This is a genomic window from Paenibacillus sp. J5 (assembly GCF_054955055.1).
On record NZ_JBUEDD010000001.1, the window covers coordinates 286,992 to 308,264 of the forward strand.

Annotated in this window: 1 protein-coding gene; it reads right to left on the reverse strand. The window is 59.0% G+C overall.

What is annotated here, in order from left to right; genetic code table 11:
- Positions 1 to 120: 120 nt before the first annotated feature.
- Positions 121 to 21,180 carry a non-ribosomal peptide synthetase gene (locus tag ACY1JZ_RS01075; RefSeq protein WP_462627684.1) on the reverse strand — a complete coding sequence of 7,020 codons (21,060 nt, stop codon included), beginning with the start codon at positions 21,178 to 21,180 and terminating at the stop codon, positions 121 to 123.
- Positions 21,181 to 21,273: the final 93 nt, after the last annotated feature.

The window sequence follows — 21,273 nt, forward strand, 5'->3', positions numbered from 1 at the left end:
TAATGATCCCTCCCCATGCTTAGGTCAGATAAAAACCCGGAGTGTGTGCCCCCTGAATAAGACGGACACACACTCTATCGGGCCTATTGCGGTATAGCTGATGCCTTCCTTCATTTCTGTCTAGAATGCAAATTCAATGTCTTCCAGTGAGCCTTGGCGGCTTGCCGCAGGCGCATGGCACTGGATCTGATGTAACAGGATGCCCGGGTCGTCGCAAATCTGCGACAATACGAACACGTAATCCTTTATCATTTTATGAATCATCGCCGGTTTGAACAGCTTGGTGCAGTACTGGAAGCCGCCCGTGATGACGCCGTTATCTTCCGCTACAAACAAGGAAAGATCGAACTTCGCATCATTCGTATGATCGAGCACATATGGGGTCAAGTGCAGCTCTTCTAACCGGGCTTCACGCGCCTCGGTGTTCTGCATGACGAACATCGTGTCGAACAGCGGATTGCGGCTTGCGTCCCGTCTCACCTTCAATCGCTCTACAAGCTCCTCGAAAGGATACTCTTGATGCTCGAAGGCGCCCAAAGTCGTTTCCTTGACTTCTTCCAGGAAGGAAGCAAATGTCTTGTCTCCCACTGGATAATTGCGGATGGCGAGCGTGTTGACAAACATTCCGAGCAGCGGCTCCACATCGGGATGTGTTCTGCCTGCGACAGGCGTTCCCACGATGATGTCTTCCTGTCCGCTGTACTTGGAGAGCAGCACATGATAAGCAGATAAGAGAACCATATACAGCGTGCTGCCGCGGGTGATCGCCAATTCGTTCAATTGCCGTGCAAGCTCGGCATCGAGCTCGAATTCGACCTGTGCTCCTTCGAAGCTTCGCACCGCAGGCCGCTCGTAATCCGTTGGCAGGTCTGCCACAGGCAGCTCCCCTTCGAATGTGCGCAGCCAATATTCCTCGTGCTGATTCATGCGCTCGCGCTGCGCCTCCTGCTGCTGCCATACGGCATAATCCTTATACTGAATCCGCAAAGCAGGCAGCTCCTCGCCGGCATAGAGTCGGGACCATTCATCCACCAAAATTCCCATCGAGACACCGTCGGAAATCAAGTGATGCATGTCCACCATCAGCAGATGGCGCTCCGGCTCCAGCTCGACGAGTCCGACGCGCAGCAGCGGCGCCTGCTTCAAATCAAAGGTGCGGACGAACCGGCGGACTATAGCCTCGACCTCTGCTTCGTCAGACTGCCCGTACTCCACCTCAAATTCGACTTGCGCGTGTACCCGCTGTACCGGTTCGCCATGCACCATCTCAAAGCCGGTGCGCAAAATCTCATGCCGTGCGATCAGCTTTCTGAACGCCTCTTCAAACCGCTCGCGATTCAGTGAACCTTCGAGCATCATGAATTCCGGCATGTTGTAGCTCTGCTCTGCGCCTTCCAGTTGATGCAGAATGTACAGCCGCTTTTGCGCCGAGGCTAGTGGATAGTACGCCCTCTCCTCGGCGACAGGTATGGATGCATAGGCCATGTGCGCCATGTCGGCGATCGCCTGCGCCATCTCCTCAATGGTCTGGAGGCGGAATACGTCCCGCAGCGGCAGATTGATGCTCAGCTCCTTGTAGAGCTTGCTGACCAATGCTGTCGCTCTCAGGGAATGACCGCCCAGATCGAAGAAGTTATCCTTCACTCCGATCCTCTCGGCTCCGAGCACCTCCTGCCACATCCGCACGAGCTGCTCCTCCAGCGGGGTGCGCGGCGCGATGTATTCCGCACCGGTATTCACGCTTCCCTCTGGCGCTGGCAGCGCCTTGCGATCCGTCTTCCCGTTCGCCGTCAGCGGTATCCTCTCAAGCTGCACGAAATACGACGGAATCATATACCCTGGCAGCTCCTCCGACAGCCAGCCTCGCAGCTCGCTCACCGTCAGCGCCTTATCTGCCACCAGGTACGCGCAGAGCTGCTTCTCTCCACTGCCATCCTCGCGCGCCATGACGACGGCTTCCTGCACCGGCTCCAGCTTCAACAACTGCGCTTCCACTTCCCCGAGCTCGATCCGGTACCCCCGTACCTTCACTTGATGGTCGATCCGGCCCATATACTCGATGTTGCCGTCCGGCAGCCATCTCGCCAGGTCTCCTGACCGGTACAGCCGCTTGCCAGGCGTGAACGGATCGTCCACGAACTTCTCTGCCGTCAGCTCCGGCCGGTTCAGGTAGCCCCGCGCCAGTCCTTCGCCCGCCACATACATCTCGCCCGCTACGCCCACTGGCACGCATCTTCGGTTCGCATCCAGCACATACACCTTCAGCGTCGGGATCGGCCTACCGATGTTGCTTCTTCCCTCGGCAATCTCCACCTCGGTAATTTCCTTGTACGTCACATGCACCGTCGTTTCCGTGATCCCGTACATATTGATCAGTTGCGTTGCCGGGTATCGCTTCCTCCACTCCTTGAGCTGCTGCGGCGCCAGCGCCTCGCCACCGAAAATCACCTTGCGCAGGCTCAGCGTCTGTCCGCTCTCTGCCAGCGCTTCACGCAGCAACTGGTAGAAGTAGGTCGGCGTCTGGTTCAGGATCGTGACCTCGCGCTCCTTCAGCAAGTGCAGGAACTGCGCCGGGTGCTTCGCCGTCATCGGCGGAACAATGACCAGCTTGCCTCCGTACAGCAGCGCCCCGTACATCTCCCATACCGAGAAGTCGAAGCAGAACGAGTGGAACAACGTCCATGTATCCGCCGGGCCGAAGTCGAACAGGTTCCTACTGTTGAACAGCAGCCGCACCACGTTCTTGTGCTCGATCAAGGTGCCCTTCGGCTTGCCTGTCGTTCCCGACGTGTAGATGACATAGGCCAGATCATACGGCTCGTTCACCGAGGCAAGATTCGTGCCATCCGCTGCATAGGTCTGCTCGTCATCCAGCAGCAGGGTCACTCCTGTGAAGGCTGCCTTGTCCTGCAGATGCGATGGCAGCAGCAGCACCTGGGTACCCGAATCGTCCAGCATATAGCGGATGCGCTCCTCCGGGTAGTCGGGATCGATCGGCACATAGGCCCCGCCCGCCTTCAGGATGGCGAGTATCCCAACCACCATGGATGGCGAACGCTCCGCCATAATGCCCACAAGCTGATCCGCTCTTACGCCTTGCCCGCGCAAGGTGCGCGCCAGACGGTTCGCCCGCTCGTTCAGCTCGCGGTATGTCAGCCGCTCGTCCTCATACTCGACCGCGACGGCACCCGGATGACGCTCCGCCTGCTCCTCGAACAGCCCGTGAATCGTCTGCTCTCGCGGATATTCCGCCTCGGTATCGTTGAAGGCGTGAAGCAGTTGAATTCGCTCTTCCGCTGTCACCATGTCCAGCGCTTCAATCGGCGCGGACGGGGTCTGGATGACCGCCTCCACTAGCTGGTCGAAATGCTTCGCCAACCGTTCCACCGTCTCCCTCGTGTATAACGCTGTCGCGTATTCGATGCCGCATACCAGCTTGTCGGCGTCCTCTGCAACCTCCAGCGTCAGATCAAACTTGGCTACCGACCGTTCATTCGCAAAAGGTGCCAGACGCAGCCCGTCAATTGCGAATTCCCCTTCCTCGACGTTCTGCATGACCAGCAGCGTGTCGAAGAGCGGATTACGGCTGACGTCGCGAGTTACCTGGACTTGCTCCACCAGCTCCTCGAACGGGTAATCCTGGTGCTCATAGGCCTGCATCGTCGTTTCCTGCACTTCCTTCAGGAAGGAGCGGAAGGATTTCTCACCGGACGGATAGCTGCGAATCGCCAGCGTGTTGACAAACATTCCGATCAGCGGCTCCAGATCGCCATGATTTCTGCCGGCAATTGGCGAGCCGACGATGATGTCCTCCTGGCCGGAATATTTATGAAGCAGCGTCGTATACAGAGCCATCAGCACCATATACAGCGTCGCTCCCGACTCCGCGGCAAGCTGCCGCAGGGCCGCGCTCTTGCGCGCGTCAATTACGAACTCGTATGAATCTCCCTTGAAGCTGCGGAATACTGGACGAGCGAAATTGGTCGGCAGCTCAAGCACCGGAAGCTCCCCGCCCAGTTGCTCCAGCCAGTACGCTTCCTGCTGCTTCATCCGTTCCTTCTGCGACTCAGACTGCTGCCACACGGCATAGTCCTTGTATTGAATGCGCAGAGGCGACAGCTCTTCCCCGCTGTACAAGCGGACAAACTCCTCCACCAGAATTTCCATGGACACGCCATCCGAGATAATATGGTGCATGTCGAACATCAGAACATGGCGGCTCTGCCCCAGCTCGATCAAGCCGATCCGCAGCAGCGGAGGCTCCGTAAGCTCAAAGGAGCGAATGAAGCTGTGCACGAGCCGAGCGGCTTCCTGTTCATCTTCGGCCTGCTTGTACTCCACCGCGAAGTCCACCTGCGGGTGAATTCGCTGCACTGGCTCGCCGCCCACCAGCTCAAACCCGGAGCGCAGCGTCTCGTGACGCGCGATCAGAGCGCGGAATGCCGCTTCGAACCGTTCCCGGTCAAGCGCCCCTTCCAGCAGCATCGCTCCCGGCATGTTGTAGCTCTGCTGCGCTTCCTCCATCTGGTGCAGGATGTACAGCCGTTTCTGCGTGGAGGATAGCGGATAGTAGTCGCTCGCTTCAGCTACAGGAATGGACACATGCTCAGCTTGCTCCATCTGGCTGATGGCTGTCGCCATGTCCTCGATTGTCGCGTGGCGGAACACCTCCCGCAGCGGCAGCTCCACGTTCAGCTCCTTGTGAATCTTGCTGACCAGCGTCGTCGCCCGCAGCGAGTGGCCGCCAAGCTCGAAGAAGTTGTCGCGAATGCCCACCTGCGTAGCTCCGAGCACCTCCTGCCAGATGCGCACCAGCTCCGCCTCCAGCGCAGTTCGTGGCGCCACATGCTCCACGCCCCGCTGTCCGCCTTCCGGTGCTGGCAGCGCCTTGCGGTCAATCTTGCCGTTCGCAGTCAGCGGCAGTCGCTCCAACTGCACGAAGTACGACGGGATCATATAGCCTGGCAGCTCTTGTGACAGCGCCGCTCGCAGCTCGCTCGCCTTGCGCTCGCCCTCCGCTGTGTAGTACGCGCACAGAGCCTTCTCCCCGCCTGCGTCCTCGCGCACCACCACGACCGCTTCCCGCACGCCTTCCGCCTTCAGCAACTGCGATTCGATCTCGCCAATCTCGATCCGGTAGCCCCGGATTTTCGCCTGGTGGTCGATCCGTCCGATAAAGTCCACGTTCCCATCCGGCATCCATCTCGCCAGATCGCCTGTCCGGTAGAGACGCTCCCCGGACTCGAACGGACTCGGCACGAATTTCTCCTCCGTCAGCTCCGGCTGATTCCAGTAGCCACGCGCTACGCCTGCTCCGCCAATGCACAGCTCGCCCAGCACGCCCACCGGCACCGGATTCAGATGCGCATCTACAATCGCAAACCGGGCATTCAGCCACGCCTTGCCGATCGGCACATTCCCTGTCTGCGGCAGCTTCTCCAGTGGCTCCTCGTAGTAGCTCGAATCGATCGCTGCTTCCGTCACGCCATACGCGTTAATGATGCGAATCTGCGCGCCAAACCGCTCCTGCAGCTCGCGGTAATCCCCTACGCTGCAGCTATCCGAGCTCGTGATCAGCAGTTGCAGCGAAGGAAGCTCCAGCCCCTGCTCCGCGATATAGCTCATGAACGGCACGATCAGCGCTGGCGTCGATTCGAAGATCGTAATCTCCTCGTTCCGAATCCAGGCATGCAGCCGGGCAGGGTCGATCCGGTCATCCTGCGGACAGATGACCATCGTTCCGCCGTTGTACAGCGTCCGTGCGATATCCCCGACGAACACGTCGAAGGAGAAGCTCGCCAGTTGCAGCAGCCGTACCGGGAACTCGCCCAGTCGGTACTCCCGGCGATAGCCGTCCGCCGTATTGACCAGACTGCGGTGCTCGATCATGACGCCCTTCGGCCGTCCGGTCGTCCCCGACGTATAGATTACATAGGCCAGATCGCCAGGCTGGTTGACATGCGGCAGATTCAGGCGGCTCGGGTCATCCGTGCCGTCCTGCCCGAGAACAGGGCCCGGCACGCTTGCATTTGACTCGGTTCCGATTCGCTTCGTTGCCGTTCCTTCGCTGTACAGCGTCTCATCGTCCAGACACAGCACAGCCTGCAACGCCTGCGCCTCCGTCAGCCACTCCTGCGCGCGCTCCGCCAGATGCGTTTGCGTCAGCAGCACCTCGGCGCCGCTGTCCTCCAGCATGAACCGGATACGGTCGGACGGATAATCCGGGTCAAGCGGCACATAAGCGCCTCCCGCCTTCCATACCGCCAGCACCCCGACCAGCAGCTCCACCGACCGATCGGCCAGAATGCCAACCAGTTGATCCGGCTTCACTCCTTGCCCCCGCAGCCTGCGCGCCAGACGGTTCGCACGCTCGTTCAGCTCGCGGTAGGTGAGACGCTGGTTCGTATACACGACCGCCATCGCCTCAGGGCTTCGCTCCGCCTGCTCCTCGAATAGCTGATGGAACGTCTTCTCCAGCTCCGGCGGCGCCGTCTCTGGATTGAATACACGCTCAAGCTGCTCCTGCTCCTCTGCCGTCAGGATGCCGAATGCTGCGAGCTTCGCGCCAGGATTCTCGACAATAGCAGTCACCAATTGCACGAAATGCTTCGCCAATCGCTCCATCGTCGCTTGCTTGAACAAGGCCGTGGCATATTCGAGGGCGCATTCCAGGCCATCGTCATCCTCCATGACGTCAAAGCTCAGATCGAATTTGGACATCCCGTAGTCACTCGGGAACGTCGTCAGGCGAAGCCCCTCGAGCGCAAATGACTTGTTCTCGATGTTTTGCAGCGAGAACATCGTGTCGAAGAGCGGACTGCGGCTCAAATCACGGGCCACCTGCAATTTCTCCACTAATTCCTCAAACGGATAATCCTGATGCTCATAGGCACCCAACGTCGTTTCCTTCACTTCCTCCAGATACGACAGGAAGGTCTTCTCCCCAGCCGGGCTGTTGCGCAGCACCAGTGTATTGACGAACATCCCGATCAATGGCTGCAGATCGCCATGGGTTCTTCCTGCGATCGGCGTGCCGACGACAATATCCTCCTGGCCCGTATACTTGTGCAGCAGAACGGTATACGCCGCCAGCAATACCATATACAGCGTCGCGCCGTTCTCCGCCGCGATTCGCTTCAAGCCCTCGCTCAGCTCTGCGTCTATTCGAAGCTGCAGCGTATGACCCTCGTATTGCTGCACAGCAGGGCGCGCATAATCGGTCGGCAGCTCCAGCACCGGCAGCTCCCCGCTAAACTTGCTCAACCAGTACGCTTCCTGCTCCCTCAGACGCTCGCGCTGCGCGGCGGATTGCTGCCATACGGCATAATCCTTGTACTGAATCCGCAGCGCAGGCAGCTCCTCACCGCCATACAGGCGGGCGAATTCCTCGACGAGGACATCCGTAGACACGCCGTCCGAGATAATATGATGCATGTCCACGAGCAGGATGTGGCGCTCCTCCGCCAGTTGAATCAAGCCTACGCGTAGCAGCGGCGGCTGCTTCAGATCGAACGCACGGATGAACTCGCGCACCTTGCGCTCCGCTTCTGCTTCGCTGCTCTCCATATACTCCACCGCAAACTCCGTATCCGGGTAGATCCGTTGCACCGGTTCACCGTCTACAAGCTCGAAGCCGGTACGCAGTGTCTCGTGCCGTGCGACTAGCGCGCGGAACACCGCTTCGAATCGTTCCCGTTCAAGCCTTCCCTCCAGCAGCATCGCTCCTGGCATGTTGTAGCTCTGCTCCGCCCCTTCGAGCTGGTGCAGGATGTACAGCCGCTTCTGCGCGGACGATACCGGGTAATGCTCTCTGGCTTCAATCGCCGGGATGGAGCTGTAAGCCTGCTGCTCCATGATGCCGATCGCTGTCGCCAGCTCCTCGACGGTAGGGAATCTGAATACGTCCTTTAACGGCAGTCTGACGTTCAATTCCTTGTGAATTCTGCCAACGAGCGTCGTGGCGCGCAGCGAGTGGCCGCCAAGCTCGAAGAAGTTATCCTGGACGCCGACTCTCTCCAGCCCCAGCACGTCCTGCCAGATGTGCGCCAGCTTCGCCTCCAGCAGCGTGCGCGGCGCCACATAGTCCATCCCCGTCTGCATGCTGTCCTCTGGAGCTGGAAACGCTCTTCGATCCACCTTCCCGTTCGTCGTCAGCGGCATCTGCTCCAGCTGCACAAAGTACGTCGGGATCATATAGCCCGGCAGCTCTTGGGACAGGGCGCTTCTCAGCTCGCTTGCCGCAAGCTCGCTGCCCGCTACGAAGTACGCGCAGAGCTGCTTCTCGCCTCCCTCGGTTTCACGAACCACGACCGTCGCCTTCTCGATCGGCTCCACCTTGAGCAGATGGGATTCGATCTCGCCCAGCTCGATGCGGAAGCCGCGGATTTTCACCTGATCATCGATCCGGCCCACGTACTCGATCGTGCCGTCCGGCAGCCATCTGGCCAGGTCGCCCGTCCGGTACATCCGCTCGCCAGGCGCGAACGGGTTGTCCACAAATTTCTCTGCCGTCAGCTCGGGACGGTTCAAGTAGCCGCGAACCAGTCCGTCTCCGCCTACGCACAGCTCCCCGGCAACGCCAATCGGCTGCAGCTTGTTCCGGGCGTCAACGATATAGACCGTCGTGTTGCTGAGCGGCTGTCCGATCGGGATGTTCACGGCATCCGCGCTCACCTCATTCACGTCCAGCCAGGTCGTATAGACCGCACTCTCCGACGGCCCGTAGGCATGCTTGAGCTTGCCTGGGCCGATATAGCTGAGCGCTTTGCGCACATGACTGACGGACACCCGCTCGCCCCCGAACAGGATCACCCGCAGGTGGCGCAAGCAATGGACATTCGCGTCAACGAGCACATTAAAGAACGCGGTTGTAATCAGCATCACCGAGATGTGCTGCCGTTCGATCAGACTCGCCAATTGCTCGACGTCCAGCATCGTTTCCTTCGGCACCAGAACGAGTCTGGCTCCATTGGTTAACGCCCCGAAGATATCAAAGGCTGATCCGTCGAAGGAGTAGCTGGACAACTGCAACACATGATCCTGGTCTGTAATCTCAATGTAATTCGTATTGCGAACAATCCGCATCAGGTTGCGATGGGTTGTCAGATTGCCCTTCGGCTTGCCCGTTGTGCCGGATGTATAAATGACGCACACGAGGTCAGTCGCCTCGTTGCCGGACTCCAGATTGGAGCCATCGCCGCTGTACGCTTGCTCATCGTCCAGGAAGATGAGTGTGCGCTCTGTCGGAATGCGCTCGCGCAATTGGCGCTGCGCCAGCATCACCTGGGCTCCCGAATCCTCGATCATGTAGCGGATGCGTTCCTCCGGATATTCCGGGTCGATCGCCACATAGGCTCCCCCGGCCTTGAGAATCGCCAGCATCCCCACAATCATCTCCATGGAGCGCTCTGCCATCAGAGCGACCAGATGATCCTTGTCAACGCCCTGAGCTCGCAGCGTCCTCGCCAGTTTGTTGGCCCGCTCATTCAGCTCGCCGTAGGTGAACTGCTGATCCTCAAGCACCAGCGCCACCGCATCCGGGCGCCGCTGCGCCTGTTCCTCAATCAGTTGATGAAGCGTCTTGTCCCGAGGATACTCTGTCGCCGTGTCATTAAATTGCTCCACAATTTCGGCTTTCTCCCCGGCTGTCGCCAGCTCCAGCTCTCCTACAGCAGCCAGCGGATTGTCGACGATCTGCTCGAAGAGATGGACCAGATGCCCCTTCAGCCGCTCCATGTCCGCCCGATCATACACATGGGCATTGTAATCCAGATGCAACTGGATGTTGTCTCCGGGAAGCACCGTCAGCGTGAAGTCATAGTTCGTCTGCTCGGCCATCTCAACATCAGCAATCGCCAGTCTTCCGCTGTCCTCCTGTCCAGCCTGCTCCATCTGCTCATCGACCGGATAATTCTCAAACGCCATAATATGGCTGATCAGGTCCTGCTTCTGCGTGCTCTGGGCCTGAATCTCATACAGCGGATAATAGTCGTAACGACCGGATTCCAATGCCTGCTCCTGCAATCTTCCCATCACTTCGGCAAAGCTCATATCCGACTCGGAAACGACGCGCAGCGGGATCGTGTTAATGAAGAGTCCGATCATCTCCTCAATCCCCGGAATTTCCGCCGGTCTTCCCGACACCACATTGCCGAATACGACATCGCCGGTGCCGTTATATTTCTGGAGCATGACGCCCCATGCCGCTTGCATGAGCGTATTGACGGTCACCTGGTGCTGCTTGGCGACACGGCTCATCTGCTCGCTCAGGCCGTTGCCCAGATCGCATACGATGCGCTCCAGCGCATACCCCGGGCTTCGTTCCTCTGTCTTGGCCTGCGGCAGCACGGTCTGCCCCTCGTAGCCCGCCAGGTACCCGGCCCAATAACGGGCTGCCGCTTCCATGTTCTGCCGCTCCAGCCACTCAATATATTGGCTGTAGACTGGCGTTGCATTACGTTCCGAAGCGTCTTCCCGCCCTGAATCCTGAACGTAGGCGGAATACGTCTCGAACAGCTCCTTCGTCAACTGCGGCAAGCACCAGCCATCCATCAGGATGTGATGGAAGCTCCAGAGCACCTGGCAGCTTTCGGCTGCTGTGCGGATGACCGTTACACGCGCCAGCGCATCCCGCTGCAGATCGAACCCGCGCGCTTTATCGTCTTGCTCCAGTTGATCGATCTGCGCTTGCTGCTCAGCCGCGTGAAGACCCGTCAAGTCCTTATAGGCAAATCCGATCCGTCTGTCGCGGAACACGATCTGCATCGGCTCCCCGTTCCAGCCGCTATAGAAATTAGTTCGCAATACAGCATGACGAACCGCCAGCTCCTCCCAGCTTTGCGCAAACCACTCGATATGGAGCGCTCCTTGCAGCGTAAATCTCGCCTGCTCGAAGTAGGCGCCGGAATCCTGGTTCATCGTATTGTGGAACCACATTCCCTTCTGCATGGGCGTAAGCGCGTAGATGTTCTCAATCTGTCCGAGATGGCGCGTCTGCTCCGCAAGCTGCTCCAGCTCCTCCAGGCTCAAGCCCTTGAGCTGCACATCGCTTGGTGTCAGCTCCGTCCGCTCCTGCGCCGCACAATGAGCGATCAGCTCGCGGAGGCTCTCCTGCAGGCATGAAGCCAGCTCCTCCATCGTTTCCCTGCGGTATTCCTTGCCGCTATAGCCAAGGTCCAGCGTCAGCGAGCCGTCCGCAATCATTCCGTTCATATCCAGTACATAGCTTCGGGCTTGCTTGCCGCTCCACTGCGCCCCGCTGGCAAGCGGCGATAGGCCAAGCTCATTATGCTGCAGATCCTGATCGAACTGACCCAAGTAGTTGAAGCTGATCTGCGGCGTCGCGCCCCATCCGTCTGCCGCCGCAAGCTCCGATAAATACCGCCATATGCCGTACCCGATCCCTTTGTTCGGAACCTGGCGCAGCATCTCCTTCGTCTGCTTGATCTGGTAGGACATATCCTTGCCTGGCTCCATCTCCAGCAGCACCGGATATTTGCTTGTGAACCATCCCACAGTGCGCGTAATATCGATGTCCGGCAGGATGGATTCACGGCCATGACCTTCCAGGTTGACCAGCACCCGGTCATGACGGCTCCATCTCTGAATCGCCGTTCCCAGCGCCGTCAGCAGAATATCATTCATTTCGGTGTTATACGCCTTGTGAACCTGCTTGAGCAGCAGCTCCGTCTCGGCCGCGCTCCACTGAATCGTGATCGTCTCGCTATCCTCCTGCAAGGAGAGCCCCGCTTCCTGATCCTTAGGCAGCGGCAGCACGGCGGTTTGCGCCATCCGCTGCCAATAGGCTTCCTCGCGCTTCATAGCCGCACCTTGCGCATAGGTCGCAAGCTGCTCTGTCCAGACACGGTACGAATCGGTCTTCGCCGGAAGACGGATCTCCTCTCCGTTCACGGCTTGCTCATACCCGGACGCGATGTCCTCCAGCAGAATCCGCCACGATACGCCATCGATAACACCATGGTGGATGGCGATCAGCCAATGATCCCCGTCTGCGCCGCGGAATAATCCACTTTTCACCAATGGCCCTGATTCGAGATTGATGCTGCTCTGAATGTCATTCGCCCTGGCTTCGAGCGCCTGCTCATACAAGCCTGCTTGTACTCCCTTGAGGTCCACCGTTTCCAGGCTGTACAGCTCGCCTTCCCCGACTCCCCGGTTCCATGCCTGATATCCATGTTCCGTCTGGCGGAAGACAATACGCAGCGCGTCATGATGCTCAGCGAGTCGTTGCAGCACCTTGCGGATCGCCGCTTCATTGAAGCCTTGCTTGCGATAGAGCATCACCGATTGGTTAAAGTGGTGCGGGTCGGCGAATTGCTGTTCAAAAAACCAGCGCTGGATAGGAGCAAGCGCCACCTCTCCGGTCACCTCGCCCTGATCGGCCATGCGGGCAATCGGCCTGATGTGATGGCTGAGCTGGGCAACAGTCGGGTATTTGAACAAGTCGCGAATCTCCAGCTTGTAGCCGGCCTGATGCAGCCGTGACGATACCTGAATCGACTTGATCGAATCGCCGCCAAGCTCGAAGAAATGATCCGTCACGCTGATACGCTCCGCTCCGAGCACTGCCTTCCAGACCGCAGCCAGCGTCTTCTCCGCCTCGCTTCTCGGTGCAATATACTCCCCACCGGTATGCATATTGCCTTCCGGGGCGGGCAGCGCCTTGCGGTCGATCTTCCCGTTCTGCGTGATCGGCATCTGCTCAAGCTGCATGAAATAGGACGGAATCATGTAGCCCGGCAGCTCCTGTGACAGCGCCGCCCTCAGCTCGCTCGCCGTCAGCACCCCGTGCGCCACAAAGTAAGCGCAGAGCTGATTTTGTCCGCTCTCGTCCTCGCGCGCAAGCACGATCGCTTCTTGCACCTGTGCCACCTTCAACAATTGCTCCTCGATCTCGCCAAGCTCGATGCGGTAACCGCGAATTTTCACCTGATGGTCGATGCGTCCCAAATACTCGATATTGCCGTCGGGCAGCCAGCGCGTCAAGTCTCCTGTCCGGTACATGCGCTCCCCTGGAGCGAATGGATGATCGACGAACTTCTCCGCCGTCAGCTCGGGACGGTTCAAATAACCGCGTGCCAGACCAACGCCCGCAATGCATAATTCCCCGGCCACGCCGACAGGCAGCGGTTGGTTGTATGCATCCAGAATGTAGATCTGATGGTTCGCAATCGGGCGGCCGATCGGCACTGACTTTTGCTCGAATGCGCCTGACGGAGCCGTCCACATCGACGTGACGATGGAAGCTTCCGTTGGGCCATAGGCATTGAAATACGCCACCTTGTCCTTCCATTGCTTCACCAGCTCAACGGATACCGCCGAGCCTCCTGTAATCAGCTTCTTGAAGCGGGGCATATGCTCCGGCTTCAGGTAGGTCGCATAGGTCGGAGGCAGAATCCCCGCTGTAATCCCGTGTTCATTCATATAGCTTTCGAACAATGGAACATCCAGAATCGTCGCAGCCGTCGGGATATACAGGGTGGCTCCGAAGAACAGAGCCTTGTAGATTTCCCAGCACGCCGCGTCGAAGGAGAGGCTGGCGAACTGGACGACTCGATCCTGATCGGTTATGCCCAGAGTGCCGGCAAACATCAGCTTCAAGCTGCACAGCCCGTGATGCTCCACCATTACGCCTTTGGGCTTGCCCGTTGTTCCTGATGTGTAGATTACATAAGCCAGATGATTCGGCCCGACTACCGGCTCCAGATTGGAACGATCCTCGGCATAGGCCTGCTCGTCATCGACCGTGATGAGCTTCCCTTCAAAGGCCACACGATCCCGCAGACGGCTCTGCACCAGCAGCAGCTTGGCGCCGCTATCCTCCAGCATATAGCGGATGCGCTCCTCCGGGTATTCGGGATCAATCGGCACATACGCGCTCCCCGCCTTTAATACCGCGAGAATTCCGACGATCATCTCCAGTGAGCGCTCCAGCATGAGGCCGACCGGCTCGTCCACCTGCACGCCCTCCGCTCTCAAGGTTCGCGCCAACTGATTGGCTCTCTCGTTCAGCTCCCTGTACGAGAGCTGGCTGCCCTCGAATACGACCGCCGCATGCTCCGGCGTCCGTTCTGCCTGCTCCTCGATCAATTGATGGATGGTCGCCCCGGACGGATAGTCCGCTGCCGTGTCATTGAACACATGGTGAAGCTGCTCCTCTTCTTGCGCCGTCAGCATGCCGAGCGTCGCGAGGGTCGCTTGCGGTGAAGATACGATGGCCCCGAGCAGTTGCTCGTAATGCTTGGCCATCCGTTCCATCGTTTCCTGTCTATATAAGGAGGTCGCATATTCTATGCTGCACCCCAGATCGTCATTCCCCTCCGTTATGTCCAGTATCAGATCGAATTTTGCCACCGTATACTCGCTCGGATACGGCTTCAGTTGCAGCCCTTCGAGCGCAAGCTCCTTGTTTTCCGTGTTTTGCAGCGCAAACATCGTGTCAAAGAGCGGGTTGCGGCTTAAATCTCGGGTCACCTCCAATTTCTCCACCAGTTCCTCGAACGGGTAGTCCTGATGCTCGTAAGCTCCGAAGGTCGCTTCCTTGACTTCCTCCAAGTAGGAGAGGAATGTCTTGCCCCCGGCCGGATAACTGCGGATGGCCAGCGTATTGACGAACATCCCGATCAGCGGCTGCAGGTCTTCGTGGGTTCTGCCCGCAATCGGCGTGCCGACAATCATGTCCTCTTGGCCCGTATACTTGTGCAGCAAGACGTTATAGGCTGCCAGCAGCACCATATACAGCGTCGCTCCGCTGTCCGCTGCGATCTGCCGCAAGCCCTCGACCTTCTGCGCATCGATCCGGAAATGCAGCGTGTGCCCATGGAACTGCTGTACCGCAGGGCGCACGTAATCCAGCGGCAGCTCCAATACGGGCAGCTCTCCGCCTAGCTGCTCCAGCCAGTACGCCTCCTGCTGCCTGATCCGCTCCTTCTGGGACTCGGACTGCTGCCATACCGCATAGTCCTTGTACTGAATGCGCAACGATGGCAGCTCTTCCCCGGCATACAGGGAGATGAACTCCTCCACCAGAACATCCGTCGAAATGCCGTCAGAGATGATGTGATGCATGTCGAACATCAGAACATGGCGATCCTGCTTCAGCTCGATCAAGCCGACCCGCAGCAGCGGTGGTGTCGTAAGGTCAAACGGTCGGACAAATTCGCGCACGAGCTCGTCCGCCTCCCGCTCGTTAGCCGCCTGCTTGTACTCTACTGCAAAGTCTACCTGCGGGTAGATGCGCTGCATCGGCTCGCCGTCCACCAGCTCGAATCCGGTGCGCAGCGTCTCATGACGCGCGATCAGAGCGCCGAACGCCGCTTCGAACCGCGCCCGGTCGAGCGCCCCCTCCAGCAGCATCGCTCCCGGCATGTTATAGCTCTGCTCCACCTCCGCCATCTGGCGCAAAATATACAGCCGTCTCTGCGCCGAGGACATCGGGTAATAGTCGCTCGCTTCAGCCGCAGGAATGGACACATGCTCATCTCGCTCCATCTGGGTGATCGCCCCCGCCATGTCCTCGATTGTCGCGTGGCGGAACACCTCCCGCAGCGGCAGCTCCACGTTCAGCTCCTTGTGAATCTTGCTGACCAGCGTCGTCGCCCGCAGCGAGTGGCCGCCAAGCTCGAAGAAGTTGTCGCGAATGCCCACCTGCGCAGCTCCAAGCACCTCCTGCCAGATGCGCACCAGCTCCGCCTCCAGCGCAGTTCGTGGCGCCACATGCTCCACGCCCCGCTGTCCGCCTTCCGGTGCTGGCAGCGCCTTGCGGTCGATCTTGCCGTTCGCGGTCAGCGGCAGTCGCTCCAACTGCACGAAGTACGACGGGATCATATAGCCTGGCAGCTCCTGCGACAGCGCCGCTCTCAGCTCGCTCGCCTTGCACTCGCCCTCCGCCGTGTAGTACGCGCACAGAGCCTTCTCCCCGCCTGCGTCCTCGCGCACCACCACGACCGCTTCCCGCACGCCTTCCGCCTTCAGCAACTGCGATTCGATCTCGCCAATCTCGATCCGGTAGCCCCGGATTTTCGCCTGGTGGTCGATCCGTCCGATAAAGTCCACGTTCCCATCCGGCATCCATCTCGCCAGATCGCCCGTCCGGTATAGCCGCTCTCCAGCCTCGAACGGACTCGGCACGAATTTCTCCTCCGTCAGCTCCGGCTGATTCCAGTAGCCACGCGCTACGCCTGCTCCGCCAATGCACAGCTCGCCCAGCACGCCCACCGGCACCGGATTCAGATGCGCATCTACGATCGCAAACCGGGCATTCAGCCACGCCTTGCCGATCGGCACATTCCCTGTCTCCGGCAGCTTCTCCAGCGGCTCCTCGTAGTAGCTCGAATCGATCGCTGCTTCCGTTACGCCATAGGCGTTAATGATGCGAATCTGCGCGCCAAACCGCTCCTGCAGCTCGCGGTAATCTCCTACGCTACAGCTATCCGAGCTCGTAATCAGCAGTTGCAGCGAAGGAAGCTCCAGCCCCTGCTCCGCGATATAGCTCATGAACGGCACGATCAGCGCTGGCGTCGATTCGAAGAGCGTAATCTCCTCGTCCCGAATCCAGGCATGCAGCCGGGCAGGGTCGATCCGGTCATCCTGCGGACAGATGACCATCGTTCCGCCGTTGTACAGCGTCCGCGCGATGTCGCCGACGAATACGTCAAAGGAGAAGCTCGCCAGTTGCAGCAGCCGTACCGGGAACTCGCCCAGTCGGTACTCCCGCCGATAGCCATCCGCCGTATTGACCAGACTGCGGTGCTCGATCATGACGCCCTTCGGCCGTCCGGTCGTCCCCGACGTATAGATTACATAGGCCAGATCGCCCGGCTCGTTGACATGCGGCAGATTCTGATGGCTCGGGTCATCCGACGCAACTACACTGTACAGCGTTTCATCGTCCAGACACAGCACAGCCTGCAGCGCCTGCGCCTCCGTCAGCCACTCCTGCGCGCGCTCCGCCAGATGTGTCTGCGTCAGCAGCACCTCGGCGCCGCTATCCTCCAGCATGAACCGGATACGGTCGGACGGATAATCCGGGTCGAGCGGCACATAGGCTCCGCCTGCCTTCCATACCGCCAGCACCCCGACCAGCAGATCCACCGACCGATCGGCCAGAATGCCGACCAGTTGATCCGGCTTCACTCCTTGCCCCCGCAGCCTGCGTGCCAGACGGTTCGCACGCTCGTTCAGCTCGCGATAGGTGAGACGCTGGTTCGTATACACGACCGCCGTCGCCTCAGGGCTCCGCTCCACCTGCTCCTCGAACAACTGATGGAACGTCTTCTCCAGCTCTGGCGGCGCCGTCTCTGGATTGAATACACGCTTAAGCTGCTCCTGCTCCTTCGCCGTCAGGATGCTGAATGCTGCGAGCTTCGCGCCTGGATTCTCGACAATAGCAGCAACTAATTGCTCGAAATGCTTCGCCAGACGCTCCATCGTTGCTTGCTTGAACAAGGCCGTGGCATATTCGAGGGCGCATTCCAGACCGCCGCTGCTCTCCATGACGTCGAGGCTCAGATCGAATTTGGACATTCCGTACTCGCTCGGGAACGTCGTCAGGCGAAGCCCCTCGAGCGCAAATGCCTTGTTCTCGATGTTTTGCAGCGAGAACATCGTGTCGAAGAGTGGACTGCGGCTCAGATCGCGCGCGACCTGCAATGCTTCGACCAACTGTTCAAACGGATAATCCTGATGCTCATACGCACCCAAGGTTGTTTGCTTGATTTCCTCCAGATAAGACAGGAAGCTCTTCTCCCCAGCCGGGCAGCTACGCAGCGCCAGCGTGTTGACAAACATCCCGATCAATGGCTGCAGATCGCCATGGGTTCTTCCTGCGATCGGCGTGCCGACGACGATATCTTCCTGACCCGTGTACTTATGCAGCAGGACGGTATACGCCGCCAGCAATACCATGTACAGCGTCGCGCCGTTCTCCGCTGCAATCCGCTTCAGGCCCTCGCTCTGCTCCGCATTCAGACGGAACTGCAGCGTCCGCCCCTCGTAGCGCTGCACAGCAGGACGCGCATAATCGGTCGGCAGCTCCAGCACCGGCAGCTCCCCGCTGAACTGATTCAGCCAATACCCCTCCTGCTGCTTGAGATGGTCGCGCTGCGCGGCAGATTGCTGCCATACGGCATAATCCTTGTACTGAATACGCAGCGCAGGCAGCTCCTCACCGCCATACAGGCGGGCGAATTCCTCGACGAGGACATCCACCGACACACCGTCCGAGATGATATGGTGCATGTCCACGAGCAGGATGTGGCGCTCCTCCGCCAGTTGAACCAAGCCTACGCGCAGGAGCGGTGGCTGCTTCAGATCGAACGCACGGATGAATTCACGCACCTTGCGCTCCGCTTCTGCTTCGGTGGCCTCCATATACTCCACGGCAAATGCCGCCTCCGGGTAGACTCGTTGCACCGGTTCGCCGTCTACAAGCTCGAACCCCGTGCGCAGCGTCTCATGACGTGCGATCAGAGCGTGGAAGGCTGCTTCCAGCCGTTCCCTCTCAAGGCTCCCCTCCAGCAGCAGCGCTCCCGGCATGTTGTAGCTCTGCTCCGCTCCTTCGAGCTGGTGCAGGATGTACAGCCGCTTCTGCGCGGACGATACCGGGTAATGCTCTCTGGCCTCTGTCTGAGGAATCTCCTCGTACTGCTGCTGCGCCATCCCCTGAATGGCTTCAGCCATCTTCTCGACGGTAGCTGAGCGAAACACATCCTTTAACGGCAGACTGACATTCAATTCCTTGTGAATTCTGCCAACGAGCGTCGTCGCGCGCAACGAGTGGCCGCCAAGCTCGAAGAAGTTGTCCTGGATGCCGACTCTCTCCAGCCCCAGCACCTCCTGCCAGATGTGCGCCAGCTTCGCCTCCAGCGGCGTTCGTGGCGCCACATAGTCCATCCCTATCTGCATGCTGTCCTCCGGAGCCGGAAGCGCTCTTCGATCCACCTTCCCATTCGTCGTCAGCGGCATCTGCTCCAACTGCACGAAGTACGTCGGGATCATATGACCCGGAAGCTCTTGGGACAGGACGGTTCTAAGCTCGCTAGGCATAAGCTTGCTGTCCGCTACGAAGTACGCGCAGAGCTGCTTCTCGCCTCCCTCGGTTTCACGAACCACGACCGTCGCCTTCTCGATCGCCCCCAGCTTCAGCAGATGCGATTCGATCTCGCCCAGCTCGATGCGGAAGCCGCGGATTTTCACCTGATCATCGATCCGGCCCACGTACTCGATCGTGCCATCCGGCAGCCATCTGGCCAGGTCGCCCGTCCGGTACATCCGCTCGCCAGGCGCAAACGGGTTGTCTGCGAATTTCTCCGCCGTCAGCTCGGGACGGTTCAGATAGCCTCTGGCCAGTCCATCACCAGCCACGCACAGCTCCCCGGCAACGCCAAGCGGCTGCGGTCTGTTCTGTGCGTCGACGATGTAGATCGCCGTGTTGCTGATCGGCCGTCCGATCGGAACGGTGATTGTATCCTCGGGTACGTCATTCACATCATGACAGGTTGCAAATACCGTGCTCTCTGTCGGGCCGTACACATGCTTGATTTTGCCCGGCCCCAGATGCTCCAGCGCTTTGCGCACATGGTTGACGGAAACCCGCTCTCCGCCGAACAACACCGCGCGGATGTAACGCAGGCAATCCGGCTTCATATCGATGAGCACATTGAAAAAAGCAGTCGTTATAAACATCACCGAAATGTGCTGTTGTTCGATCAAATCCGCCAATTTTCCCACTTCCAGCATCGTGTCCTTCGGGACAAGAATCAGCCTGGCTCCATTCAATAGCGCTCCGAAAATATCGAATGTCGAGCCGTCGAAGGAATAGCTGGATAATTGCAGCACACTGTCCTTCTCGTTCACATTGACGTAGTTGGTGTTGCGCACGACACGAATAATGTTGCGATGAGTCGTCAGATTGCCCTTGGGCTTACCGGTCGTACCCGAGGTATAGATAACATAGGTCAGATGCTCCGACCCGTTGACAGACTCCAGATTCGAGCCGTTCTCATCATAGGAAGCCTCATCGTCCAGATCGATCCAGACACCGTCAAAGGATGCCCGTGTGTACAGATCACGCTGAGCCAGCAGCACCCCCGCCCCCGAATCGTCCAGCATGTAGCGGATGCGCTCCTCTGGATACTCTGGATCAATCGGCACATAAGCCCCGCCAGCCTTCAGGATCGCCATAATGCCAACAATCATCTCCAGCGAGCGCTCTGTCATCAGACCGACAAGCTCGTCCGCCTGCACTCCCCTTGCGCGCAATGTCCGCGCCAGCCGATTCGCCCGTTCATTCAGCTCGCGATAGGTCAGATGCTCCTGCTCATACACGACCGCCACCGCTTCCGGCGTTTGCTCTGCTTGCTCCTCGAACAACTGATGGATCGTTCGTTCACGCGGGTACGCCGTGCTCGTCTCATTGAAGGCGTGCAGCAACTGCTGCTTCTCCGCATCCTGCAACATATCTACCTGGCCGATCTCCAGCTCGGGCGTAGACAGCACGATCGCGAACAGCCGATGCAGATGGTGGATCGCCTGATTTATGAAGGATGCATGATACACATTCTCATTGTACGCAAGCTGGTAGCTAACCCGACCGTTCTCCAGCGAGAACTGCAATGCTAGATCGGTCACGACATGCTGACTGACATCCGCGGTGTGAATTTCCTTCAAGGAAACAAGCGTGTTGACGACCGGAACGCCGTCGATATATTGAAGCTCCAACCGTTCTGTCATTCTCCGAAACGGGATGTTCTGATGCTTGATCGCCTCCGTCAAGGAAAGCTTCACCTGGTTCAATAGCGCCTTGAAGGACTGATCCGCGCTTAACGTCTCCTTGAGCATGACGACCGGGCTGATATGCCCTGACGCTTCCCCCGGCTTGCTGACCACCGGCATGCCGATTAGGATCGTCTGCTCGCTCGTATATTTGTACAGCAGGCATTGCACGCCCGCTAACAACACCATGTATGTCGCCAAGCTCGAGCCTCTGCTTAGCTGAATCATCTGTTGCGATACCTCCGCAGACAGCTCGCCGGCTATCGTCTGTACCTTCGCTGCAGCGTGGTTGGGCGATTTGTTATAGGGCAGCTTCGTAGGCGTAACGTCGTCACCATCAAACCTGTCATTCCAAAAAAGGGCTTCTTTCTCAAATGCCACGTTCATCGTCTCCTTCTCTCCCGCAAAAATCTGGTTGTACCCGGTATGTCTTCGCTGGCAGTGTGCGCTCTGGCGTACCGCCCATCACGCACACGTGCA

What these genes read in the sequence shown, in the direction of transcription:
- ACY1JZ_RS01075 (WP_462627684.1), bottom strand. Translation starts at nt 21,180, where the DNA reads ATGAACGTGGCATTTGAGAAAGAAGCCCTTTTTTGGAATGACAGGTTT.